The organism is Pseudomonas urethralis, assembly GCF_021602465.1.
GTDB lineage: Bacteria > Pseudomonadota > Gammaproteobacteria > Pseudomonadales > Pseudomonadaceae > Aquipseudomonas > Aquipseudomonas vlassakiae.
In genome coordinates, this window is the sequence record NZ_BQIJ01000008.1 from 181100 (window position 1) to 206870 (window position 25771).

At 64.6% G+C, this 25771-nt stretch carries 16 protein-coding genes and 1 pseudogene; 10 read left to right on the plus strand and 7 right to left on the minus strand.

Going from position 1 to position 25771, the window contains the following annotated elements; genetic code table 11:
* Positions 1-20: 20 nt before the first annotated feature.
* Positions 21-1178, minus strand: a complete 1158-nt coding sequence (locus L6D64_RS15485; protein ID WP_176509595.1) for a GNAT family N-acetyltransferase — start codon at positions 1176-1178, stop codon at positions 21-23.
* Positions 1179-1519: 341 nt separating this feature from the next.
* Here L6D64_RS15485 and L6D64_RS15490 point away from each other — a divergent pair, with 341 nt between their 5' ends.
* Positions 1520-5119, plus strand: a complete 3600-nt coding sequence (locus L6D64_RS15490) for a leucine-rich repeat domain-containing protein (protein WP_176509596.1) — start codon at positions 1520-1522, stop codon at positions 5117-5119.
* 11 nt (positions 5120-5130) lie between these two features.
* Here L6D64_RS15490 and L6D64_RS15495 read toward each other — a convergent pair whose 3' ends face one another.
* Positions 5131-6732 carry a putative bifunctional diguanylate cyclase/phosphodiesterase gene (locus L6D64_RS15495; RefSeq protein ID WP_176509597.1) on the minus strand — a complete coding sequence of 534 codons (1602 nt, stop codon included), beginning with the start codon at positions 6730-6732 and terminating at the stop codon, positions 5131-5133.
* 138 nt (positions 6733-6870) lie between these two features.
* On the opposite strand from L6D64_RS15495, the gene L6D64_RS15500 reads away from it, so the two are divergent.
* The 3 genes from L6D64_RS15500 (at position 6871) to L6D64_RS15510 (ending at position 10319) form a co-directional block, all read left to right on the plus strand.
* On the plus strand, positions 6871-8490 hold the full coding sequence (locus tag L6D64_RS15500) for an NADP-dependent glyceraldehyde-3-phosphate dehydrogenase (RefSeq protein WP_176509598.1): 1620 nt from the start codon (positions 6871-6873) through the stop codon (positions 8488-8490).
* 110 nt (positions 8491-8600) lie between these two features.
* Entirely contained in the window at positions 8601-9068 is a 468-nt protein-coding gene (locus L6D64_RS15505; protein ID WP_176509599.1) for a VOC family protein, read from the plus strand.
* A gap of 63 nt (positions 9069-9131) precedes the next feature.
* Complete coding sequence (locus L6D64_RS15510) at positions 9132-10319, plus strand: hypothetical protein (RefSeq protein ID WP_176509600.1); 1188 nt, start codon at positions 9132-9134, stop codon at positions 10317-10319.
* A 103-nt stretch (positions 10320-10422) separates the two neighbouring features.
* Here the strand turns inward: L6D64_RS15510 and yiaY are convergent, their stop codons facing one another.
* From yiaY to L6D64_RS15525, 3 genes are all read right to left on the minus strand, one after another.
* A complete protein-coding gene (gene yiaY / locus L6D64_RS15515) occupies positions 10423-11571 on the minus strand; it encodes an L-threonine dehydrogenase (RefSeq protein WP_176509601.1) in 1149 nt (382 codons plus the stop codon).
* Between the two features lie 78 nt (positions 11572-11649).
* Positions 11650-13212: a threonine ammonia-lyase, biosynthetic gene (gene ilvA / locus L6D64_RS15520; RefSeq protein ID WP_176509602.1), complete on the minus strand. Its 1563-nt coding sequence runs from the start codon at positions 13210-13212 to the stop codon at positions 11650-11652.
* A 181-nt stretch (positions 13213-13393) separates the two neighbouring features.
* Positions 13394-13825, minus strand: a complete 432-nt coding sequence (locus L6D64_RS15525; RefSeq protein WP_176509603.1) for a PACE efflux transporter — start codon at positions 13823-13825, stop codon at positions 13394-13396.
* A gap of 268 nt (positions 13826-14093) precedes the next feature.
* On the opposite strand from L6D64_RS15525, the gene wecB reads away from it, so the two are divergent.
* From wecB to L6D64_RS15550, 5 genes and pseudogenes are all read left to right on the plus strand, one after another.
* On the plus strand, positions 14094-15248 hold the full coding sequence (wecB, locus tag L6D64_RS15530; RefSeq protein WP_176509604.1) for a non-hydrolyzing UDP-N-acetylglucosamine 2-epimerase: 1155 nt from the start codon (positions 14094-14096) through the stop codon (positions 15246-15248).
* On the plus strand, positions 15245-17419 hold the full coding sequence (gene nfrB, locus L6D64_RS15535) for a cyclic di-3',5'-guanylate-activated glycosyltransferase NfrB (protein ID WP_176509605.1): 2175 nt from the start codon (positions 15245-15247) through the stop codon (positions 17417-17419). Before wecB ends, nfrB begins: the two co-directional genes overlap by 4 nt.
* Positions 17416-20418, plus strand: a pseudogene (locus L6D64_RS15540) (phage receptor). Before nfrB ends, L6D64_RS15540 begins: the two are co-directional and overlap by 4 nt.
* Complete coding sequence (locus tag L6D64_RS15545) at positions 20418-21257, plus strand: DUF4434 family protein (protein ID WP_176509606.1); 840 nt, start codon at positions 20418-20420, stop codon at positions 21255-21257. The pseudogene L6D64_RS15540 and the gene L6D64_RS15545 overlap by 1 nt, the downstream one beginning before the upstream one ends.
* A gap of 80 nt (positions 21258-21337) precedes the next feature.
* On the plus strand, positions 21338-22429 hold the full coding sequence (locus L6D64_RS15550) for a GGDEF domain-containing protein (protein WP_176509607.1): 1092 nt from the start codon (positions 21338-21340) through the stop codon (positions 22427-22429).
* Here L6D64_RS15550 and L6D64_RS15555 read toward each other — a convergent pair.
* Both L6D64_RS15555 and L6D64_RS15560 read right to left on the minus strand, forming a co-directional pair.
* On the minus strand, positions 22404-23702 hold the full coding sequence (locus tag L6D64_RS15555) for an ATP-binding protein (RefSeq protein ID WP_176509608.1): 1299 nt from the start codon (positions 23700-23702) through the stop codon (positions 22404-22406). The genes L6D64_RS15550 and L6D64_RS15555 overlap by 26 nt on opposite strands.
* Before the next feature lie 6 nt (positions 23703-23708).
* On the minus strand, positions 23709-24410 hold the full coding sequence (locus L6D64_RS15560; protein WP_176509609.1) for a response regulator: 702 nt from the start codon (positions 24408-24410) through the stop codon (positions 23709-23711).
* A gap of 182 nt (positions 24411-24592) precedes the next feature.
* On the opposite strand from L6D64_RS15560, the gene L6D64_RS15565 reads away from it, so the two are divergent.
* A complete protein-coding gene (locus tag L6D64_RS15565) occupies positions 24593-25762 on the plus strand; it encodes an efflux RND transporter periplasmic adaptor subunit (RefSeq protein WP_176509610.1) in 1170 nt (389 codons plus the stop codon).
* The last annotated feature ends 9 nt before the right edge of the window (positions 25763-25771 follow it).

Below are 25771 nucleotides of genomic sequence, written 5' to 3' on the forward strand. Positions count from 1 at the left end.
TGGCATGCCTTGAAGCCGGCTCAGCTGGAAACGACAACCCGTTCCATCATGGGCGGGGACTGTAGCGTGGCGTAACGCGAGCGCAGCGTTTGCAGGAATGACTCGCCACTGCTCCTGGCGCCATAGAGGTAGATCTTGTGCAGCCCACCGAACACCATTTCGTGATAACGGCTGGCGACCTCGTCGTCACTCGGCCCTTCTGGCAACCCCAGGTGCAGCGTCAGTTTGTTGCCCTCGACGGCAAACAGCGGTGTATCCCAGAGGAACTGCGCGGTCCCCGTGCGCGGCAGGCGGACAAACAGGTAGGCATGGTTGCCCATGGCATCGATATCGCCACCACGCCGGCGCTTCCACTTCAGCAGGCCATCGTCCGGCCGCGCCAGGCAAAGGCCGATATCGTAATAGTCATAGCCGTTGGCCAAAGCCCATTCGAGGGCCATGAAGGTGGTGATCGAGTTGACCTCGCGCAGCCTTTTCGGGTCTGAGAACACCGCCTCGCAATAGCCGAAACGCAGGGTGCTCCAATAGCGTTTGCCATCGCGCGTGATCTCGCAGCCCAAATGGCAACCGATCACCTCTTCACCGCAGGTAATCAGGTCGAGGCGCCCGACCCCCTTGGCCAGACGAAATACTTCGTCGGTGGGAAACTGCGCCGCATGGATGCCCTGCCTGGCCGTGGCATAGGGCCGCAACAACTGTTGATCAGCCATGGCGATCTCGTCATCGGCGAGCGTCTGGCGCATCTGGTAGAGCGGGCGGTTCTTGCGAATGCTGCGGCGCAGTTCACTGTCGTAGCGGGCGGTGATGTCATCGAGCGAACGCCCCAGGGGCACCACCGCGCTCAGGTAATGAGGTACCGTCAACGCGCCTGCCGTCGGCATCTCGCTCACCACCACGAGATGACGGTTCGTGGCGGGTGCAGCCTCCTGGGCAACCTCGCTGGCCAGCGGCTGGCCCTTGCCGCCGATCAGCAGCTTGGCCATCTCGCGCTGTTGCTTGCGGCCGATGTAGAGGATCTCGTAAGGGCTGGCCTGCTGCAGGCGGAAACGCGAGATTTCCCAGCGCCAGAGACAGGTGCGGGCCAGCACTTCGCGTAACTTGCTTGAAACAGTCCGGATCTCGTAGCGCATGGAAGGCGAGATCACTTTTCGCGCCACAGCCGCCAAGTTCTCTTTCATGTCTTCTTCGACATCCTTTGATGTTGTCAACGAGGCGAATCGGAAATAATGAAACGAAGCTTGAAAGCCTGCATAACGCGTTGATTTACGGACCATCAACTACGCACGCCGCCTTTCCATCCTGAATCTAGTTAAGATGCAGGCGTGCCGCTTGGCAAGCGGCATTTTGACAGCATCGCAGTGTGATTAATGGCGTCAAATTTCCTCGCACAGGGGCACTTCAAATGTTGCTTTCGCTATAGATCAACCGTGTTTCATGCATTGAAAGTTGCGCTATATCACTACCACCGCAAGCGACTGCAAAAATTGCCTGATGGCCCCTTCGACGAAGGAGCCTCCCTATGACCCGCCAAGCTACCGCTTCGCCGCATGAAGAACTGATCGCAACGCAACTTCCCACCTGGGCCCGTCACATCCCCTCCCGGCACTGGCAGGCCTTACGCCAGAGCCAACGCCTCGATGCATTTGACCAGGACTGGTACAACAACGCCGCGCCTGACCTGCAAGAGGCCGTGCAGGCCAGCCATACTCGCCTGCTGCACTCGCAAGCCAAGCTGGCTCGTTCGCTCAAGGGCCTGCAGCAGATCACCGAGTTTGCCGAACCGCTCCTGCAGGCACGCCTGGCCGAGCTCGATTTCAGGGCACCGCTGCGCGGCAGCGAGCTACTGCGCGTCGAGCGCACCTGGAACTGGCGTGTGGCGGGCTACTTGTACCGTCATCGTCGTGACAACCTGCTGCAGGCTGCCTTGCAGAACTTTGCCGATGACGAGACGTTCACTCCCGAGAGCGCCATCGCCCTCAGCGACAAAATCCATGTGACCCCCATCAAGGTGCACGGTACAGCGCCGACCGGCCCACAGACGCCGCCCGCGCATTTTTCTCTGGCATCCGAGCGCTATGATGCCGAGCGACTGGCACTTGCCCCGGAGACCTTTGCCCAACTGTGCCGCGAACTGGACCTCGGGGGTGCCTACCAAGCGCACCTGCAGCAATGCTTCGCCGCGCCACAGGCAAGGGAACAGGCCATAGCAGTACGACGGGACCGCTTGCGCCTGGCAGCGGACCTTGCCTACCTGCGCCACGCCCTGAGCGGTGCAACACGCGACCAGGTGGACAAATTGCTGCAAGGCGACGACGTGCCCTGCTGGCAACTGGCGCTGTTCGGCATCGTCTTGCATGAGGTCATGCTGATCGATGCAGGTAGCTCAGGCTGGCTGCTCTATCTACCCGACGACACCCCTGCCCTGCACCTTTGCGCCGACATCGACGCCCTCAACTCAATACTGGCGGCGCTGCTGCAGGCGCCAGAGAACCGTCAGCGTTTGCATCCCTACCTGAACCAGGCCGACCAGCCGCGCATGCTCGACCTGCTTCAACAGAACCTGGACGACGCCCGCCCGGCGGACCTGCACCCCAGCCTCCTTGCCATCACCGGCAAGCCTTTCGATTTTTATCAGGACCAGCACCTGGCCCACCTGAAAAGCGCAGCCGAGCAAATCGCCGTACCGACTGAGGTGGCCGACGCCCAGGCCCGTGCCAAACGCATCGCCGAGTGGGAAAACCTGGGGCTGGACGTGCTCAATCTGGCTGGTTTCTTCATCCCTTCCGTGGGCACCCTGATGCTGGCCGTGACAGCCTGCCAGTTGCTGGGCGAGGTCTACGAAGGCTATGAAGCCTGGCTCGAAGGCGACCGTCACCTGGCCTTGCAACACCTTGAAGGCATTGGCTTGAACCTGGCCCTGATCGGCGGCCTGGCAACCGCAGGCCACATCGTGCCGAAGCTGTTCAGCAACCCCTTGCTGGAGAACCTCCAGGAAGTTCACTGCAGCGATGGCCACGACCGTCTCTGGCAGCCGGATCTGCAGCCCTACCGTAGCACGCAGGTGCTACCGGAACAGCTGCCGGCCAATGCGCAAGGCCAGTACCTGCACGAGGGCAGGCACTACATCCGCATGGACGGCCATGTGTATGAACAGCGCTTCGACCCTGCCATCCAGCAGTGGCGAATCGTCCATCCCGAGGCGCCGGAGGCTTTTCAACCCCCCTTGGAACACAACGGCCAGGGCGCCTGGCGCGCTGCCCACGAACAGCCGCAGGCATGGCCATTCACTGTTCTGGCAAGACGCTTGGGCGAGGACTACGCGGCGTTCACACCCGCGCAACTGGAACTGGCCGGCCAGATATGCGGCGTCGACGCGGCGCGCTTGCGCCAGGTACACCTTGAAGGCCGGCCGGCGCCCGCGCTGCTGCTCGACACCTTGAAGCGCATGGCCCGCGAGCCACACGAGCTCGTCCAGGGCGAAGCAGAGCAGGTTTTGCAGCGTCACCGCGAATGGCCGCTGGTGCGCGCGCTGGAGGGGCTACTGGTGCACCAGCAAGGCACGACCGACAGTGAACGGTTGTTGATGAGTTGCCTCGATGACATGCCTGAATGGCCCGCTGACCTGCGCCTCGAATTGCGCGCAGGCAGCCCGCAAGGCCCGCTGCTCGACAGCAGCGGAAGCAGCCTGGCAGGCACGGTCTGCCGCGTGGTCAAGTCTGCCGAGGGTTACGAGGCCGATCTGGGCGAGCGGCCGGCTCCGGGGCCTCAGGACCAGGACCTGTGCCGGGCGATCGAGCAAGCACTGCCAAGCGCCTGGCGCACCGCCCTGGATATTTCGACCACCGATGGCAACACCTTGCGCCAGCGCGTAGTGACCTGGAGCGAACCCCGCCGCAATGACCTGCTGCAACGCCTCTGGGGCGCGGGCGCACGGCGCCAGGCCGCTCGCACAGGGTTGCAAGGCGGCCGGCGTGCAATACCCAGTGGCCCCTACCTGCAAGTGCCGCTGGCGGCCCGCTACCGCCGCTTGTACCCCACCTCGACCGATCAGGAGTTCCTGACCGCCACGCAGAACTGGCGCCTGCAAGGGCGTTCGCCGGCGGCAGAAATGCGCAACCTTGAGCGACGCCTGGAAACCTTGCGCCGCGACCTTGGCGAATGGGCACGCCCCGACCCGCAATCGCCCCATCGGCGACAGCAAGCCATAGCCCCCATCATCAATGCCTGGCGACGCATCTCCAGGTTGCGGCTGGGCCAGGACGCAATGGTCTACAGCCTGGATCTCTCGCGCCTCGATCTGGAGGACCGTGACCTGGCGAGCCTGGCCCTGCCGGACGATTTCACGCACATCGAGCATGTGTCGCTCAAAGGCAACCGCAACCTGAGCCTGTTACCCGCCGAGTTCTACGAACGCTTCCCCAGGCTCAAGCGCCTGCTGCTGAGCCATTGCCGCTTCGCCCGCTTGCCGCGCCTGGCCAATCCTCAGGCGCTGGTGTGGCTGGACATCGAAAACAACCGCCTCACCTGGGACGACAACGCCCAGCAGATGCTCGATCAGTTCATCAACCTGGGCGTGCTGGACATGGGGGGCAACCCGTTGCTGCGCGCCCCCGACCTGAGCCGCCTGCCACGCCTGTTCACGCTGTTCCTCGACAATTGCGCGCTGACCGAGTTGCCGCGTGGGCTGCAAAGCATGACCAACACACCGGTGACGATCGACCTCGCCGGCAATCAGTTGCAACAGTTACCAGCCAACTTCCAGGTATCGCAACCGGTCGCTCAGGCGATGCGCCTTGAAAGCCGATGGCTCAGCCCGCGCATGCGCGAGGAAGTCGAGGCCTACAACGCCGAGCATCAGGTGGATTTGCTGGTGGATGACAGCGACTATGCTGAGTTCTTCGAGGGCGCGGGAGCCAATGAACAGGCGCTTTGGCAGCGTCTGCCGCTGCAGTACCGCCGCGACCTGAGGCAACTGCTGGACCTCGAACCGTTCACTTCACGGCCCAGGCGTGCCCGCGCAGAATTCTGGCGTCGCCTGGCGGTGATCGATCACGACCCGCAAGCAGGTCAGGACGCACTGGCACGGCCCGCTCATGAGCTGTTCGATATCGAGCTCTAGGTGCCCGGCCATCAACGCGGCATTCGCGCCCTGAGTGGATTGTGCGCGATCCACTTCTGCAACTCGGCGGCTGGCATCGGCCGCCCCAGCAGATAGCCCTGGCCTTGGTCACACCCGGCATTGCGCAAAAAGTCATACTGCTGCTGGGTCTCGATCCCCTCGGCCGTGATGCGATAGCCCAGGGCATGCCCCAGGTCGATGATCGCCCGGGCAATGGCCACCGCATCGTCGTCATCCGGCAAGTCCTTGATGAACGCCCGGTCGATCTTCAGGTGGTCGATGGGCAAGGCACGCAGGTAGGCCAGCGACGAATAACCGGTACCGAAGTCGTCCACCGCCGTGGCCACGCCCATCGCCTGCAACTGGGCCAGCGCCGCACAGGCCTGTTGCTGGCTTTCCATCAGCAGGCTCTCGGTGATTTCCACTTCCAGCAGATTAGGTGCCAGCCCATGACGTTCCAGAGCAATGGCCAGGCTTGAGACATAGTCGCTGCGCTCGATCTGCAGCGCTGCCACGTTGATCGCGAGCGGGCCCGGCAGGCAATCGGCGGCGCGCCAGGCGGCCATCTGCGCACAGGCAAGATCGAGTAACCGCTCGCCCAAGGGAATGATCAGGCCGGTACGTTCGGCCAGCGGGATGAACTCGCCGGGCGGAATCAGCCCGTGATCCGGATCACGCCAACGCAGCAAGGCTTCGACACCTTCCAGCTGGCCACTGAACAGGTCGACCTTCGGCTGGTACCACAGTTCGAACTCGTTTTCCTGCAAGGCCCGGCGCAAGTTGCGCTCCAGTTCCAGGCGCTGGTGCAGCCGCGCGGTCATGTCCGGGTGATAGGGGCGCCAGGCGTTGCGCCCACCCTCCTTGGCCGCATACATGGCCGTGTCGGCATGGCGCAGCAGGCTGCCGACGTCTTCGCCATGTTGCGGGCACCAGGCCAGGCCGATGCTGCCGGTCACCAGCGCGGCGTTGCCATTGAGGTCGAACGGCCGCTGCAGGCAGCGCAGCAACTCGCGCAGCTGGTGGCTGACCTGTCCCTGGGTGCCCTGCAGCATGAACACGAATTCATCGCCGCCCAGCCGGCATACCCGGTCGCTGGTGTCGAGTTCCTGCAAGAAGCGCGCAGTCGCCTGCTGCAGCAGCAGGTCACCCATGGCGTGGCCCAGGCTGTCGTTGACCTGCTTGAACCCGTCGATATCCAGTAGCAGCACAGCCAGCCCATGGCCTTCGGCAGTGGCCTCGGCGAGCTGTTGCTGGAACAGCACCCGATTGGGCAAACCGGTGATGGTGTCGTAATGCGCCAGGCGTTCCAGCTGCGCCTGCGAGCGCTGCAGCTCGCGGTTACGCTGGCGCAACTGGCGCTGCTTGCGGTTGATCTGCGCGATGAACAGGCTGAGCAGGCCGCTGCAGGTCAAGGCGAACCAGAACAACGGCGAGTAGAACAGGCTTGCGTCCTGGTGGTTTTGCTGGCGCTGGATATCCACATGCCCAAGGGCCATGGACACGCCGATACCGGCCAGGGAAACGCCCACCGGCAACAAGCGGCAGAGGGCCCGTCGCAGCGTGCCGGTGGTCGGTTTCTGTTCGTAGGTCATCGGGGAATTGGACGGGGTCATAAGCCTGCAGGCGTGAGCGATTGCCCCTGTATCGGCGCGGCGTCGGCGAAATTGAGCCAGACTGGTGTTTTTCTTGCCCAGGGTGCATGCTCGAAGCTGAAGCGTTTCACCCGTCCAGACACGTGAGGTGCAGTACCCATGGAACATCTGCTCGATTCGCTGTTTCCGACCGCCGAAGACATTCCTGAACACTGGCGCCTGGAAGCACCACTGGAACAACGCGACTATCTGGTGAACGGTGAACTCCGGCGCTGGGACGGGCCGCTGGCCACGGTCCGCAGCCCGGTCTGGCTGAAGCAAGCGGATGGCGAGCGCCAGGTCGTGCTCGGCAGCGCGCCCCTGCTGGATGCCGACACCGCCCTCACCGCCCTGGACGCGGCAGTAAACGCCTACGACAAAGGCCGTGGCGCCTGGCCGAACATGCGCGTTGCCGAACGTATCCAGCACGTGGAAACCTTCCTCGCGCGCATGCGTGAACAGCGCACTGCCGTGGTCAAGCTGCTGATGTGGGAAATCGGCAAGAACCTCAAGGACTCGGAAAAGGAATTCGACCGCACCTGCGACTACATCGTCGACACCATCAACGCCCTCAAGGACCTCGACCGCCGCTCCAGTCGCTTCGAGCTGGAACAAGGCACCCTTGGCCAGATCCGCCGTGCACCCTTGGGCGTGGCGCTGTGCATGGGCCCCTACAACTACCCGCTCAATGAAACCTTCACCACGCTGATCCCGGCCCTGATCATGGGCAACACGGTGGTGTTCAAGCCGGCCAAGTTCGGCGTGCTGCTGATCCGTCCGCTGCTCGAAGCGTTCCGCGACAGCTTCCCACCGGGCGTGATCAATGTCATCTATGGCCGTGGCCGCGAAACGGTCAGCGCGCTGATGGCCAGTGGCAAGGTCGATGTATTCGCCTTCATCGGCACCCACAAAGCCGCCAGCGACCTCAAGAAACTGCACCCTCGCCCGCACCGGCTGCGTGCGGCCCTGGGCCTGGATGCGAAGAACCCGGGCATCGTCCTGCCTCAGGTGGACCTGGACAATGCCGTGGAAGAGGCCGTGACTGGCGCCCTGTCGTTCAATGGCCAACGCTGCACGGCGTTGAAGATCCTGTTCGTGCACGAGGATGTGGTCGAACCCTTCCTCGACAAGTTCCAGCGCAAGCTCGCCGCGCTCAAACCCGGCATGCCGTGGGAGCCGGGCGTCGCGCTGACACCACTGCCGGAGCCGGGCAAGGTCGACTACCTCGACCAGCTGGTGGCCGACGCCAAGGCCAAGGGTGCGCAAGTACTCAACGAAGGTGGCGGGCAGAGCCGCGGTTCGTTCTTCTACCCCGCCCTGCTCTACCCGGTCAACCACGACATGCGCGTCTACCACGAGGAGCAGTTCGGCCCGCTGGTACCGGTGGTGCCTTATCGCGACCTGCAAACCGTGATCGACTACGTGCTCGACTCCGACTACGGCCAGCAGCTGAGCCTGTTCGGCAACGACCCGGCCACCATCGGCAGCCTGGTCGACATCTTCGCCAACCAGGTCGGCCGCATCAACCTCAATGCCCAGTGCCAGCGCGGCCCGGACACCTACCCGTTCAACGGCCGCAAGAACAGCGCCGAAGGCACCCTGTCGGTGCACGATGCCTTGCGCGTATTCTCCATCCGCACCCTGGTCGCGACCCGCTTCCAGGAAGCCAACAAGGCGCTGATCAGCGAGATCATCCGTAACCGCCAGTCGAGCTTCCTGACCACCGACTACATCTTCTGACAGGCGCGCTTATAGAGAATCGATCTAGCCTTGCTGTCGATTTTCCATCTGCGCAGACGACTCTAAGCATCAGGGCGCCCCTCGGCGCCCCTTGCAAAGGAGAGTCGCACATGCCTGTCAAACCCATCCCCGAAGGCCAGCACAGCATCACCCCGTACCTGGCCATCAACGAAGCCGCCAAGGCCATCGAGTTCTACAAGAAGGCCTTTGGCGCCACGGAAATGTTCCGCCTTGAAGGCCCCGATGGCCGGGTCGGCCACGCCGAACTGCGCATCGGCGACTCCTCGCTGATGCTCGGCGACCCTTGCGACCGCGAGGGCGGCCTGACCGCCAGCCAGAAACTCGCCGGCGCCGGCGTCGGCCTGCACCTGTACGTCGAGGACTGTGACAAGGTCTATGCCCAGGCCCTGGCGGCCGGCGGCACCGCATTGCACCCAGTGACGGACCAGTTCTACGGCGATCGCAGCGGTACCCTGAAAGACCCGTTCGGCAATATCTGGTTCGTCTCCACCCACAAGGAAGACCTGACCCCCGACGAAATCCGCGCCCGCGCCGCGAAGATGTTCAGCGGCAACTGAGCGACGAGTTGAAAGCACGGCGCGTTTGCTTGAAGCTTGAGGCTCGTAGCTTGGAGCTGCTTCATGCGAATCATCGACAAAACCGCCGCGCAGGTGCGCAGCCTGACCCCGGCCGAAGAGGAACTGCTGGTCGGTTTCGCCACCGGCAGCCTGGCCGGGCCACGGCTGCTGCAGGCCAACCAGCTGCTGATGAAGGTGCGCAGTGCCAACCAGTGGCTGGCCTGCGACTGCCGCAAGGATGCCTTGCCGGTGCTCAATGTCACCCTCAATGGCAGCACCGGCACGCTGTTCCTGAAGAACAACCCGGGCACCGCCGAGCATGCGCCCGGCTGCCCGTTCACCAAGGACGAACGCGAAGCCAGCGAGCGTGAAGAGGCGCCAACGGTGCCCGCCGCCTGGCTGGCACCTGACACCCCGCTGCGCCTGATCGGTGACTACCGCAGCGCCAGCGACAGCGCTACTGGCGCTGTTGACGGTAATGAGCGCCGCGAACAGCAGCGCCTATTGTCGTTGCTGCTGACCTGGATCGAGACCAGCGGCCTCAACCTCTACGCCACACACCTGAAGAAAGACCTGACCGGCCAGTTCGCCGAGCTGCGCAGTGTCGCCAGCCGTTACCCGCTGCTCGAACGGGTGCCGGCCAGCAACTACCTGGAAACCCGCCTGGACATGAAGCACATGATGATGCTCAAGTCCCGCCTGCGCGAAGCCACGGTGTTCGGCAACCACCGTCGCCATGGCCTGCTGCTGGACTGCGTCGACCAGATCAAAGGGCGCAAACTGTTCAACAACCGCAGTGAGGACGGTTTCGACTTCCAGGGCCACCATTTGTATTGGGGCGGCAACCGGGCGTCTGGCCCGTTGCTGGCGCTGGCCCTCTACTCACCGACCACCGCGGGCAGTCACTTCTATGAACTGATCCATGTGGCCAGCGTGCCGGTGCTGTCGCGCGCGCACCTGTTCCCGGTGTACCGCGACGAAGAACGCGAGCCGCTCAAGGCGCTGGTGTCGCTGATCGACTGGATGGCCAGCAAAGGGGTGAAGGTGCAGATGCGCCGGCCGGTGATCGGCGGCCAGGTGATGGATGAGCTGGTGCTGACCTCGGATCAGGACCGGGTGCTGTCGGTATCGTTGCTGGAGCAGCCGATCGGGCCAGAGCCCGATGCCGAGAACTTCAAGCGCTATGCCGACTTCAAGAGCCTGGAGACCTTTCGCAAGTATGTGGCCGGGTTCTTCATGCGTGAGCGCTGAAGACCGGGTCGCACAGGGACGGCGCCGGACATGAAGCTGGCGCTATCCCTGTAGCAGCGGCTTTAGCCGCGAAAAGGCCGGTGCAGCCACGCATCGTCATCTGTCAGAACGCAGCCCGGAAAATCCCCTCGATCTCATCCTGGCTGGCCGACCGCGGGTTGGTCAGGCCACAGGCATCCTTCAGGGCGTTCTGCGCCAGAATGCCGATATCCTCAAGCTTGGCCCCCAGCTCCGCCAGCCCCGCCGGAATGCCCACAGCCGCCGCCAGGTGCTCGATGGCGGAAATCGCCGCCCCCGCGCCCTGCTCCGCATCCAGCCCACACACCTTGATGCCCATGGCTTTGGCCACATCACGCAGGCGCGCAGCACTGACCTTGGCATTGAAACGCTGCACATGCGGCAACAACACGGCATTGCACACACCGTGGGGCAAGTCGTAGTAACCGCCCAGCTGGTGCGCCATGGCGTGCACATAGCCCAGCGAGGCATTGTTGAACGCCATGCCGGCGAGGAACTGCGCATAGGCCATGTTCTCCCGTGCCTGCAGGTCGTTGCCATCGTTGACGGCCTGGCGCAGGTTCTCGCTGATCAGGCTGATGGCCTTGAGGGCACAGGCGTCGGTGATCGGTGTAGCCGCCGTCGACACGTAGGCCTCGATGGCATGGGTCAACGCATCCATGCCGGTGGCCGCCGTCAACCCCTTGGGCATGGCAACCATCAATGACGGGTCGTTGACCGACAGGATCGGCGTGACGTTACGGTCGACGATGGCCATTTTCACGTGCCGCGCCTCGTCGGTGATGATGCAGAACCGGGTCATTTCACTGGCCGTGCCGGCCGTGGTGTTGATGGCGATCAGCGGCAGTTGCGGCTTGCGCGAGCGGTCGACGCCCTCATAGTCACTGATATGTCCACCGTTGGTGGCGCACAGGGCAATGCCCTTGGCGCAGTCATGGGGCGAGCCACCCCCCAGCGACACCACGCAGTCGCAGCGCTCACGCTGCAACACGGCAAGGCCCGCCTCGACGTTGGCGATGCTGGGGTTGGGCTTGGCGCCGTCGAACACCACCGAGTCGATATCCCGCAAGGCCAGCATGCGCCCGATTCGCGCGGCGACGCCGGCCTTGGCCAAGCCCTGGTCGGTTACGATCAGCGCCTTGCGCAAGCCATATCCGGCAATTGCGGCCATGGCCTCGTCGAGGCAGTCGATGCCCATGATGTTGACGGGCGGGATGAAAAAGGTGCTGCTCATGACCGGTTCCTCCTGGTGGGTCTGTCTACCCGTGAGAATCCGCCGGTTCAATGCAGCGGATATTGATCCAGCGCAACATTAGCCAAGGAACAGCTGGTACGCCGGATTAGCGGTCTCGTCCCAGTAGCGGTAGCCCATCTCGTCCAGCACCTGAGGCAGGCTGGGTTGCTCGTCGGCCGGCACCTCCAGCGCCGCGAACACCCGCGCTTCGGCCGCGCCGTGGTTGCGGTAGTGGAACAGGCTGATGTTCCAGCGCTTGCCCAGCCGCTCCAGAAAGCCCAGCAGCGCGCCTGGCCGCTCGGGGAATTCGAAGCGCAGCACCCGCTCGTCCGCCCCCGGCGCAGCATGCCCACCCACGGTGTGGCGCACGTGCAGCTTGGCCAGCTCGTTGTCGGTCAGGTCGAGCACGCTGTAGCCCTGCCCGCGCAAGCTGGCCAGCAGTTGCTCGCGCGGGTCGTGCACGGGGTGGGTCTGCACGCCCACGAACAGCCGCGCTTCCTTGCCGGGGTAGTAGCGGTAGTTGAATTCGGTGATCTGCCGCTTGCCCAGGGCCTGGCAGAACGCCCGGAAACTGCCCGGCTGTTCGGGGATGGTCACGGCGATGATCGCCTCACGCTGCTCGCCCAATTCGGCCCGCTCGGCCACGTGGCGCAGGCGGTCGAAGTTGACATTGGCGCCGGAGTCGATGGCCACCAGGGTCTGCCCCTGCACGCCCTCGCGGGCCACGTACTTCTTGATCCCGGCCACGGCCAGGGCACCCGAGGGCTCGGTGATCGAGCGGGTATCGTCGTAGATGTCCTTGATCGCGGCGCACAGCTCATCGCTGCTGACGGTCACCACGTCGTCGACAAAATGCCGGCACAGCTCGAAGCAATGGGCGCCGATCTGCGCCACCGCCACGCCATCGGCAAAGGTGCCGACCTGCGGCAGGATCACCCGCTCGCCTGCCGCCATGGCAGCTTGCAGGCAGTTGGAGTCTTCCGGTTCGACGCCGATCACCTTGACCTCGGGGCGCAGGTACTTGACGTAGGCAGCAATGCCCGCGATCAGCCCGCCGCCGCCAACCGGCACGAAGATCGCGTCCAGCGCCCCCGGCTGCTGGCGCAGGATTTCCATGCCCACGGTGCCTTGGCCAGCGATCACGTCCAGGTCGTCGAACGGCGGCACGAAGGTCGCCCCGTCGCTGTCGGCCAGTTTCAGCGCGTGGGCCAGGGCATGGGGGAAACTTTCGCCGTGCAGCACCACATGGCCACCCCGCGAGCGCACCCCTTCTACCTTCAGCGATGGCGTGGTGGTGGGCATGACGATGGTCGCCTGCATGCCCAGGTGCGCCGCGGCCAAGGCCACGCCCTGGGCATGGTTGCCTGCCGAGGCGGTGATCACGCCGCGTTGGCGCTGGGCCGCGTTCAGGCGCGACAGCCGGGTATAGGCACCGCGGATCTTGAAGGAAAAGGTCGGCTGCAGGTCTTCACGCTTGAGCAGCACCTGGTTGCCGAGGCTGGCAGACAACGCAGGGGCGGCTTGCAAGGGCGTCTCGATGGCCAGGTCGTAGACCGGCGCGGACAGAATGCGGCGCACCTGTTCCGACAGCAATTGTTGCGCGGTGGTCGGGGTACGAGGGCTGACGTTGAGGCTGGTCATCGGTTGCAACTCCTTGGCTTTTTTGGTGCCCAGGAGTCAGAGAGAAGAAACCCGCCTCCAGGGCGGGTTCGGTGCACGTACGCGCTAGCCCGCCAAGCTGATGATGGCGGTAATAATAATGGCGTTCACGTGCGGGAAGGTGTTCATGGAGTAGGACGTTATCCCGCCTGGCTTGGCCAAGTCAACACTTTGCTTGCTGCGCCGAAAGCGGCACGTCGAAGACCTTGTCGAAGCCCCACTGGAATACGAAGGCATAGACGAAGAAGAACACGAACAGGGCGAGGTTGGTCAGCAATGCCGCCCACAGGCTGACGTCCAGCCAGTACGCCACCAATGGCAGCAGGATCAGCACCAGCCCGCCCTCGAAGCCCAGCGCGTGCAGCCCCCGGCGCAGCAGCGTGCGCTCGCGCTTGCGCTGGCGTGCTTCCCAGCGCTCGAAGGCCCAGTTGTAGGCCATGTTCCAGCTCATGGCGATGCCCGACATCAGCACAGACAGCACCGTCGACTGCGCCATCCCGGCCTCGAACGCCAGCTCCAGCGCTGGCGCCACGCACGCCACGGCGATGGCTTCGTAGAGAATGGCCTGGACGATCTTGCGAGCCTTGCCTTGCATGTGTAGCTCCTTGGAAAGACGACCTATCAAAGTACAAGATGAATGCCTGAAGAAAAAGGGTGGTCTGACAGGTGCTTGCCTTGGGTTCTGCGGTGGTGCGCAGAGCGAGCGCCGCCCGCGCGGCGCTCGATCTCACAGGCGCTGAACCTGTCACGCCGAATACCTGTCACCTATTGGACAACCCCGCCTGCGACTGCTTGTATCTATCACTTGCAAGTGGCGACCTGTCCCACAACTTCGTCCAGGGAATCGAACGAGGATCAAGACGATGGCGTATTGCGTGATGATGGTCTTCGGCACCCGCCCCGAAGCGATCAAGATGGCCCCGCTGGCCCGTGTGCTGCGCACCTGGCCCGAGGTCAACCTGCATATCTGCTCCACCGGCCAGCACCGCGAGATGCTCGAGCAGGTGCTCACCGCCTTTGGCCTGAGCGTCGACCAGGACCTCAAGGTGATGACCCAGAACCAGACCCTCAATGGCCTGTCTCGCGACCTGCTGGACAAGCTCGACCAGGCCTACGACCAGGTCAGGCCGGACATCGTGCTGGTCCACGGCGACACCACCACCAGCTTCATCGCCAGCCTCGCGGCCTTCCAGCGGCACATTCCCATCGGCCATGTCGAAGCCGGCCTGCGCACCGGCAACTTGCAACAGCCCTGGCCCGAAGAAGCCAACCGGCGCCTGACCGGGGTACTCGCCGACCTGCACTTCACCCCGACCCGCGACTCCGACGCCAACCTGATCCGCGAAGGCGTGCCACCGGAGCACATCGCAGTCACCGGCAACACCGTCATCGACGCCCTGCTGTGGATGCGCGATGACCTGGCCAAGCGGCAATGGCAGCCGGCCGCCGACTCGCCCCTGAGCGCGCTGCGCCCAGAGCAGCGCATGGTGCTGATCACCGGCCACCGACGGGAGAACTTCGGCCCCGGTTTCGAACGCATCTGCCTGGCCCTCGCGCAGTTGGCCGAGCGCTACCCCGACGTACAGTTCGTCTACCCGGTGCACCTCAACCCGCAGGTGCAGAAGGCCGTGTATGGCGTACTGTCGAACCGCAGCAACATCCACTTGGTCGCCCCTCAGGACTACCAGCACTTCGTCTGGCTGATGAACCGCGCCCAGGTCATCCTCACCGACTCCGGTGGCGTCCAGGAAGAAGCGCCGGCACTCGGCAAGCCTGTGCTGGTTCTACGCAAGGTCACCGAACGCCCCGCCGTGCTCAAGGGCGGCACGGTCAAGCTGGTGGGCACCGTGACTGAACGCATCGTCGAAGAAACCGCCCGGCTGCTCGACGACCCGGTGGCCTACGCGCGCATGGCGCGGGTCTATACCCCGTTTGGTGACGGCCACGCCAGCGAGCGCATCGCCGAGCGCCTGACGCGCTGGTTCGCGGAAACGGCCACCCAGCGAGACGACGCATGAGCCTGGTTTTCATCGACTTCCTCACCTATGTGCTGTTCGGTCTCAAGGTCCTGGCGATCATCCTCGCCTCGCTGATGTTCCTGCTCGGCCTCGACGACCTGTTCATCGACCTGTGCTACTGGGGCCGCAAGCTGATCCGGCGCTTTCGCATCTACGACAAGTACGAAAAGGCCGACGAGAAACGCCTGTTCGAAGTCGCGGAAAAACCCCTGGCGATCATGGTCCCGGCCTGGAACGAGGTGGGCGTGGTCGGCGAAATGGCACGCCTGGCAGCCTCGACCATCGACTACGAGAACTACCAGATATTCGTCGGTACCTACCCCAACGACCCGCAGACCCAGGCCGACGTCGACGCCGTGTGCCTGCATTACCCGAACGTGCACAAGGTGGTCTGTGCCCGCCCCGGCCCCACCAGCAAGGCCGACTGCCTGAACAACATCATCGACGCCATCCTGCGCTTCCAGGACGATGCCCGTATCGAGTTCGCCGGCTTCATCCTGCATGATGCCGAAGACGTGATCTCGCCCATGGAATTGCGCCTGTTCAACTACCTGTTGCCGAACAAGGACATGATCCAGATCCCGGTGTACCCCTACGCGCCGGAATGGAAGGGTTTCACCGCCGGGCACTACGTCGACGAGTTCGCCGAGAACCACGGCAAGGACGTGATCGTGCGCGAAGCGTTGACCGGCCAGGTACCCAGTGCTGGCGTCGGCACCTGCTTCAGCCGCCGCGCCATCAGCGCCCTGCTCGAAGACGGCGATGGCATCGCCTTCGACGTGCAGAGCCTGACCGAAGACTACGACATCGGCTTTCGCCTGAAGCAAAAAGGCATGAAGTGCATTTTCGCCCGCTACTCCATCACCGACCCGGCGCTGGCCCTCAAGCACGAGTGGCGGCCGGGCATGAGCCGCGAGTTCTCCCAGGTGATCTGCGTGCGCGAGCACTTCCCGCGCGACTGGCAGCATGCCATCCGGCAAAAGTCGCGCTGGATCGTCGGCATCGTCTTCCAGGGCACCAGCAACCTCGGCTGGAGCCGCACCGGCGCGCTCAACTACTTCCTCTGGCGTGACCGCCGCGGCCTGTTCGCCTACCTGCTGAGCTTCCTGGTCAACCTGTTGCTGCTGGTGCTGCTGGCCATGTGGCTGGTGACCGTGATCGCCCCCGATTCCTGGCGTTTCATGTCGATCCTCAGCGACAGCCAGTTGCTTGCCACCCTGCTCTGGCTCAATGGCCTGATGCTGATCAACCGCCTGTTCCAGCGCGGCTGGTTCGTCACCCGCTATTACGGCATCTTCGAAGGCCTGCTGTCGGCGCCACGGATGATGTGGAGCAACTTCGTCAACTTCTTCGCCAACCTGCGCGCCCTGCGCCAGGTCATGGAGATGGGCGATTCGCGGCGGGTGGCGTGGGACAAGACCACCCACGAGTTCCCCGCCCTTGCCTCGCCGGCGCGCACGCCGCTGGGCCATCGCCTGGTGGAAAAGGGCTACATCAGCGAACAACAGCTGGAGCAGGCGATCACCAGCCCGGTGCGCCGGCGCCTGGGCCGCGAACTGCTGCTGCGCGGCTGGCTGAACAGTGAGCAGCTGGTACAAACCCTGGCCGAACAGCTCGACCTGCCCTGGGCACCGCTCAACCCGTTCAAGCTCGACCCACAACTGATCGCCCAACTGCCGCGCCGGCTGGCCACGCACTACGGCGTGCTGCCGGTCGCCGAAGACGGCAACACCCTGGTGCTGGCCAGCGAGAGCCCCGTCAGCCAGGTGTCGCTGGGGGTCATCAGCCGCCAGCTGAAGCGCCCGGTCAGTTGCCGCCTGGCGCCCCAGGGCCGAGTCACCCTGGGCCTGCGCTATCACTACCCAAGCCCCTGGCAAATGCCTGAAACCCAGCAGATGCTCAGCGTGCTGGAGCGGCACCAGGATGACGCCGACCTGATCGAGCAGGTCAGCCATCACCAGGTGATGCTTGGCGCCCTCCTGCAGGTACGCGGCATGGTCCCGGTCACCCTGTTCAACCAGGCACTGATCGATTTCAACCCCGAGCAGCAAAGCCTCGGCGAACACCTGATCGCCCGCGGCATCATTACCGAAGACGTGCTGCAACAGGCCCTCGCCGAACAAGCCAGCGAACAGCAGGCTGCCTTTGACCTGACCCGGGAGGTGGCATGAAGCCGCGCCTTTCCCTCACCCTGTCCGGGCTGTTGCTGTGTTCCACTGCGCTGGCGACCCAGGCAGCCCCCATGAGCGATTTCCAACGCTTCACCAGTTACCCCTTCATGGAACGCAGCTACCGCGAAGCGAAGAAGGACAACTGGGCCGAAGTCGAACGCCTGACCCGCCATGTACTGAGCCGTGTGCCGAACAACGACGAAGCCCGCTCGCTGCTGGTCGAAGCCCTGGCCCACCAGCGCCGCTACAAGGACGCCGAAGCCATGGCCGAGCAGCTTGGCAATGGCTCCGAATACGCTGACGCCCTGCAAGAGCTGCGCCTGACCTGGATCGAGCAGGACCCGCCAGCCGCCAGCCAGGTGGAAGGCTGGCTGGCCAGCGTCGATGGCACCCAGCGCGTGCAGCTGTGGCAAGCCTACAGCCTTAGCCTGGCCAAGTTCGGCGGCGCCGGCAAAGCCCTGGAGTGGCTGAACCAGCTGCCACCGCGGGATGATGGCCGGGTGTTGCGCCTGGCCCGGGCCAACTTCGCCGAACAGCTACGCAACTGGCAGGAAACCATCGATCAACTGCAACCCCTGGCCGACAAGGGGCAACTGCCGTCGATAGACTGGCAGCGCCTGGCCAATGCCTATGTCCAGCAAGTCGACGAAAAGGGCCTGGAAAAGCTGCTGCAAAGCGCCCCCTCCGCTGAAGTGGCCAACCAGACACGCCTGGCCATGGCCAATCGAGCCATTGCCGTCGGCCACAATCAACTGGCGCAACGCTGGTTGCAGAAGCTGCCCACCGAACAGCTGCAGCAACCTGAGCAACGCCAGCAGCTTTGGGAGTTGGCCCGTGAAGGTGATGACGCGCCGCTGGTACGACGCCTGAGCAACGAGCTGCAGCGCCCTTGCCTGGAGACCGTCGACTGGTTGTCACGGCGCGACCCGGACGTTGCCCGCGAGCAGTTCAAGGACTGCCCTGCCAGTGCAGACCCGCGCGCCTATGCGGTGCTCAAACAGCGCCTGTATGGCGACCCGGTGCAGCCGCCACAACCTCGCACGACCGCCGAATGGGAAAGACGCTACCGCCAGAGCGGTGACCTGGCGGCACTGGAGCAAGCGACGTTCCTGTTGCTGCAACAAGGCCACAGCGAGCGGGCCCGCACCTTGCTGGAGCAGGCCTATGATCGCCGCCATGGGCGACTGACGACCTCCCTGTTGCAGCGCCTGGGCAATATCTATGCGCGCAACGATGGCCCGCTGAACAGCGAGCGCATGCTCGGGCTGATCCCCAGGGTCGACGCCAATACCCGCGCCCAGTTACTCGGCCGCCTGGCTGAAAACGGCCAGTGCGCCGCCGTGCGCCAGGCCATCCCGGCGAACCCGAGCGAAGCCGGCCAGTACCGGGCCCTGGGCCGCTGCGCCATGCCCGATCATCCCGGTGAGGCAGTGGTGTAATACCCGGCCGCCGAGCGCCTGGGCGACGGTGGCAACCGCCTGCCCTTGGCCTATGCTCTGGAAGCCGCTGGCGACTCCGAAGCCGCCCAGCCAATCTGGCGCAACCTGCCGGCCAGCGCCTGGACCGACAACGCCCGCCTGACCGCCGCCCGCGGGGCCTTGAATGCTGGCGATGCCGACGCTGCCCGCCGCTACTGGGACGCCGCCGCACACAACAGCGCCGATGACTGGGCACTGGGTGCCGCCATCGCGCAACGCCAGGGCGACCTGCAGGCGGCGCTGGGCTTCCAGCGCCAGGCCCTGGCGCACAGCCCGCGTGCCGACCACTACTACGCTGCCGCCAGCACCGCACAACTGGCTGGCGACAGCGCACAGAGCACTGCCTGGCTGGCCGAAGCCGTGCGCCAGGCGCCCAACCAACCGCGTTATCGCGCCGACTACGGCATGCGCCTGGCTGGTTCGCCAGACAAAGCCCAGCGCCTTCAGTCAATCCCTTATCTGGAACACGCCACCCACGATTTCCCCGAGGACTATCGCCTGGGCGAGACCCTGGCGCTGCGCTATGACGAGGTCGAGAACAGCGCAGCGGCCCGCCGCGAACTGCGCCGGGTGATCGATGTGGAAGAGAACCTGGTCGATGGCGACGACGACTACGGCAGCCTCGAAGCCCGCAAGTACCGCCAGCGCCGCGCCCATGAAACCCTCTCACGGCGCGACACCATCACCCTGGCCAGCACCTGGTCGCCGGCAGGCACCTCGACCAACGACAAGTTCCTCGATAACGGCGAGCGCAGCGGCACCTCACGTCGCGCCCAATCACAGAACGTGCAGCTGGCCATGTGGGACCACGCCCTGGGCGAGGAACCCAGCCGCAACGGCAGCACCTTGTCGGTCTATGGCCGGGTGCTGTTCGGCGGCCAGAGCCGCACCGACTACGCGCAAAGCATGGGCACCGGCGTCGGCCTGCGCTACAAGCCGCTCGGCCAGGCCAACCTGAACCTGTATTCCGAGCTCTACCACCAGCGGCAGATCGACGATGACCACTACAGCGGCCTGAGCCTGGGCCAGCTGCTGAGCCCCTCCAAGGTGGGCGGCAACTGGGGCGACTTGCGCCAGCACGCCGAATCGAGCAACGACCTGCTGCTGCGCGCCACCGCCTCGTTCCTCGACCAAGGCGACTGGCGCAACGACTGGCGCGTCGATGAAGACGACTGGAACGAGCGCTTCCTCTACCTCGATGCCGCCTGGTGGACCCGCGCCGGCGACCACGCCTGGCTGTCGCGCTACCAGCAGGGCCATGCCTGGAAACTGCCGGGTAACTCGCCGCAAACCCTCATGCCTTACGGCTTCGTCGAATTTTCCAGCCAGGACCCAGGCAACGACTGGCGCCAGGACGCTCGGGCCGGGGTCGGTGTGCGCTGGCAATGGTGGTTCGACGACGACCGCTACAACGCCTACCGCGGCTCGCTGAAGGTGCGCGCCGAATACCAGCAGTCGCTGGGTGGCAACCTCTACAAAAGCGCCAATGGCGTGCTGCTTGGCGCGGAGATGAGCTTCTGATGCGTACGTTCCTGGCAATCTGCATGCTCGCCCTGTGCCTGCCGGCCGTGGCCGACCAACGCCTGTTCTACCAGCCACTCAACCGCGACGCCGCAGTGACCCCGACGCAATGGCAGCAACTGTGGCGTGCCACCAAGGCGCAAGGTGGCACGACGCTGATCGTGCAGTGGAGTGCCTACGGCGACAGTGACTTCGGCGGTGCCCAGGGCTGGCTGGCCAACAGCCTGCGCGAGGCCCATGCCCAAGGCCTGGAGCTGGTGCTCGGGCTGTACCTGGACCCGGCCTACTACCAGCGCATCGAGGAACTCGACGGTGACGGCCTGAACAGTTACTGGAAGTCGCAACTGGGCCGCTCCCTGAGCCAGTACCAGCAGGTTCGCCAACACTGGCAATTGCCCGTGGCCGGCTGGTACCTGCCCATGGAACTGGACGACCTGCACTTTCGCGACAGCAGTCGTCGCGAGGCGTTGTACAGCCAGCTGCAGGCCTTCAACCGGCGGCTGGACAAGCCGCTGCACATCAGCGCGTTCAGCGCCGGCAAGCTGGCGCCACGGGTCAATGGCGCCTGGCTGGATCAATTGGCCGGGTTGGGCTTGACTGTGTGGTGGCAGGACGGTGCCGGGACCGGGCGCTTGCCGCCGCTGGTACGCCAGAGCTACGAACAGGCACTGCCCTGTCGGGTGGGGGTGGTGCGCGAGGCGTTTCGCCAGGTGAGTGGGCCAGGGCAGCCGTTCCGGGCTGAGCCTGCGCAGCCGATGGTGAGCGGTGGGTGCCATGCCGAAGCGGTGTTTGCGCTGCGCTACCGGCCTTGGGCCCGGGGTGTTCTGCCACAGAATTGAAGTCTGTCCGTACCGGCCTCTTCGCGGGTTCGCCCGCGAAAAGGCCAGTACAGGCGATGCAGTACTCCCAGGAGCCCATGATGTTCAAGACCATCGAAGAGCACGTGCGCAAGCAGGTCGCCCCCGCCGCCCTGCGCGCCGAATTCCGCCAGCACGAATTCGAATCGATGCGCCCGTTCTGCATGCTGATCTTCTGCGTCAGCATCGCCATCTGGCTGGTCTTCGACCTGATCGTCAGCTTCCTTGGCGGCCAGGGCTTCACCTGGCTGTCCTACCTGTTCATGGGCCTGCTCGGCTGCCTCACCGTGGTACTGCGCTTTACCCGTCGCAGCCACCATTTCGACGTGCTCAACCTGCTGTTCATCGCCGTCATCACCCTGGGCATGCGCCTGGTGATCGAAGGCATTCCCGAACCCTTGCGCCCGGTGTGGCTGGTGCTCGGCGTATCGACCGTGCTCTATGCCGTTTCGGTGCTGCCGGTACGGCGCTGGTCGTTCTTCTGCGCCATGGCCATCACCTGGGCCATGCTCAGCCCCTTCTACCACACCCGCATCGATGTCGATCAGCTCGAAGGTGCCATGCTGCTGAGCTACGCGGTGTTCCTCAGCGGGCTGGTGATCTACAGCTACCTGCAGATGCGCCAGGCCAAGCTGCACAATTTCTACCTGTCCAAGGTACTGCTGGAGCAGGCCTACTTCGACGCCCTGACCGAGATTCCCAACCGCCGGGCGTTCATGACCAACGCCGAACGCCAGATCCGCCTGGGTACGCCCGGGCAATACCTGGCGATGATCGACATCGACAATTTCAAGCGGGTAAACGACCGCTACGGCCATGACGTGGGCGACGCCGTACTCAAGCGCGTGGCGGTGCATATCAAGGCGGGGGTGGAGGAGCACGAATTTGCCCGGCTGGGTGGCGAGGAGTTCGCCATCTTCTTCGCCGGGCTGAATCAGCAGGCTGCCGAGCGATGCGTGGCGGCCTTGTGCGAGCGGGTGCGCAACGATCTTGGCGTGCCACCGGTGACCATCAGTATCGGCCTGGCCCGGGTGGACAGCGGTGACACACTCAGCATGGCGCTGATACATGCCGACCAGGCGCTGTACGAGGCCAAGCACAGCGGCAAGGACCGGTTCGTGCTATGGTCTAGCCAGCTGGCAGCCGAATCCTGAACTGCGCCCCACCCAGCGCCGACTGCGCCACGGTCAACGTCCCGCCCTGCCCCTCGATCGCCCGGCGGCTGATCGCCAGGCCCAGACCAAAGCCGCCGGTATTGCGGTCGCGGCTGCGGTCCAGGCGGTAGAACGGCTGGAAGATCCGCTCACGTTCCTCGGCCGGGATACCGATGCCGTCATCTTCCACGGTCAACAGGCAGGCACCGTCCGCTTCCAGACGCATCCTCAGCAATAGACTTTCATCGCAATAGCGCATGGCATTGCGCACCAGGTTCTGCACGGCCCGGGCGGTCAGGCGCGGGTCCAGCACGAAGCGTGGCAGATTGGCCTCGGCCTGTACCTCCCACTGGATACCCCGAGCATCGAGCTCTTCGGCAAAGCCGCCCAGCACGCTGTCGACCAGCTCCAGCAACGAGACCTCGACCCGCTCACGGGCCTGGTCGGCGTTGTACAGCCGGCTGTACGACAGCAGCTCGAGCACCAGCTCATCCAGCTCGCGCACATGCCCGACCAGCTCCAGCAGGCGCTTGCGGCTGGCGGCTGGCACCTCGTCGAACAGCAGCACCAGGCCGAAATCCAGCCGGGTCAGTGGCGTGCGCAGCTCGTGGGACACCGCGTTGAGCAGCTCGCGCTGCTGGTTGACGTGGCGTTCGAGGTCACTGGCCATGGTGTCGAACACCCCTGCCAGTTCGCCGATGTTCGAGTGCGGCGAGATGTGCGTGCGCTCGGCCATCTGCCCTTGGCCCAGGCGCCGGGCGGTTTCCTTCAGGCGCTCAAGGTCGCGCCAGTGCGGCCACACCCAGAGCAGCAGGCAGCCGAGCATGGCCGCGCCGATCAGTACTGTCACACCCCAGGACAACACATTGATGTCCAGTGGGTCTGGTGGTGAATGCAGGCTGACCAGCCAGTCCTGATCCAATGGTGCCAGTGCCGTTCTGTAATAGCCCCAGTCACCGATGCGCACGGCATACAGGCCGTGCTCCAGACGCGCTTTCTCCTGCGCGCTCAGGCCGGCCTCTTCTCTACGCAGCAGCTTGACCTCCAGTGGCGCAAAGACCTTGGCCAGGTCCTGCTCCACCGCCGGCCATTGCGCCTGCGGCGCCTGCTGGAACTGGCGCACGATGAGCGACTGCACACCCCTGGCCTGGTCCAGGTTGTAGGCCATGAAACGGTCATGGAACAGGCCGACGATGGCGTCCGGGATCAACAGCAATGCCCCGGCGTAAGCAACGATGATGACCAGATACAGGCGCACCAGGATTTTCAGCATGGCGCGTCAGCACTCCCACTCGACACGGCTGAACAGGTAACCCTTGCCCCACACGGTCTTGATCTTGCGGGCCTCGCCGGCACTGTCGTCGAACTTGCGGCGCAGCTTGGAAATGGCCACGTCCACCGAACGGTCGGTACCGTTGAATTCGATGCCGCGCAATTGCTGGAGAATGCGGTCGCGGCTGAGTACCACACCGGCATTGCGCGCCAGCACCACCAGCAGGTTGTATTCGCCGCTGGACAGCTCCACCTCTTCGCCACGCCAGCTGACCAGGCGCTCGGCGAGGTCGATGCACAGGCCACCGATGACGATCTGGTGGTTGTCCAGGCGCGGCTCGTTGACGCTGCTGCGGCGCAGCAAGGTGCGAACACGCGCCAACAGCACCCGGGGCTCACACGGTTTGGTCACGTAATCGTCGGCGCCCATCTCCAGGCCCAGCACCTGGTCATGGCTGTCGTCGCGGGCGGTCAGCATCAGGATCGGCAGGCTCTGCGATTCCTGACGCAGCAGGCGGCACAGTTGCAGGCCGTCGATACCGGGGAGCATCAGGTCGAGAATCACCAAATCGGGGTTGTCCTGCCGGAAAGCGTCCAGTACATGGTCGCCACGGGCAATCACCCGCACATGGAAATCGTTGCGTTGCAGGTAGCTGGCGATCAGCTCGGACAGCGCGCTGTCGTCTTCGACCAGGAGAATGTTTGGCATAGAGGGTTTGCTTGTAGGAGCGGATTCATCCGCAATGGCCGGAACAGGTTCAAGCAGAATATAGAAACCTACAAACCGGCAGGACTCTTCTTAACACTTTTTCACACAGGTCCTACAGGTGTTAACAGCCATCCGAGGAACGGTTGCCTTAGGATATGCAGGGTCATCATCGGAAGATCCGCATGCCTATCACCCTCTCCCCACACCTGCGCCCCCTGGCGCTGGTGGCGCTTCTTGCACTGTCCCTGGCCGGTTGCGATCCTTCGGCCGAGCAGGACGAACAACCACCCACGCCGCAAGTACGGGTAGAAACCCTGCAATTGCAGCCTCTGGCCATCAGCACCGAGCTGAGTGGGCGCATTCTCGCCCCGCGTACTGCCGAAGTGCGCGCGCGCGTCGCTGGCGTGGTGCTCAAGCGCGTCTATCGCGAAGGCAGCGACGTCAGACAGGGCGATGTGCTGTTCCTCATCGACCCGGCGCCGTTCAAGGCTGACCACGACAGCGCCCGCGCCACCCTGGCCAAGGCCGAAGCCACCCTGTACCAGGCCCGCCTGCAAGAGCAGCGCTACCGCCAGCTGGTCGACGACAAGGCGGTCAGCCGCCAGGAGTACGACAACGCCCGCGCCGCCTTCCTCCAGGCCGACGCTGCCGTTGCCGAAGCCAAGGCTGCGCTGGAGCGCGCCCGCCTGAACCTGGGTTACGCCACGGTCACCGCGCCGATTTCCGGGCGCATCGGCCGCGCCCTGGTCACCGAAGGTGCCCTGGTCGGCCAGAACGAGACCACGCCGCTGGCGACCATCCAGCAGCTCGACCCGATCCATGCCGACGTCACCCAGTCGACCCGCGAGCTCAACGCCCTGCGCCGTGCACTGCGCGCCGGTGAACTGCAACAGGCCGGCGACGGCCAGGCCCGTGCCACGCTGATCCAGGACGATGGCAGTGCCTACCCGCTGCCGGGCAAGCTGCTGTTCTCCGACATCAGTGTCGACCCGAGCACCAACCAGATCACCCTGCGCAGTGAATTCCCCAACCCGGACCTCGACCTGCTGCCGGGCAGCTACGTGCGCGTGCGCCTTGAGCAAGCTGTGCAGCCCAAGGGCCTGAGCGTGCCGCAGCGGGCCATCCTACGCGACAGTGCCGGGGTGCCGAAGGTGCTGGTGGTCGACGCGCAGTCGCGCATCAGCGAACGCCAGGTGGTGCTGGGCAATGCCCAAGGTGATCGCTGGCTGGTCAGCGAGGGCCTGGCGCCCGGCGAACGGGTCGTGGTCGAAGGCCTGCAACACGTCAAGGCGGGCGACCAGGTCCAGGTCGACGCCGAGGCTCAGTCCATCGTCCAGCACAACGGCCAGTGAGGGCCTGAT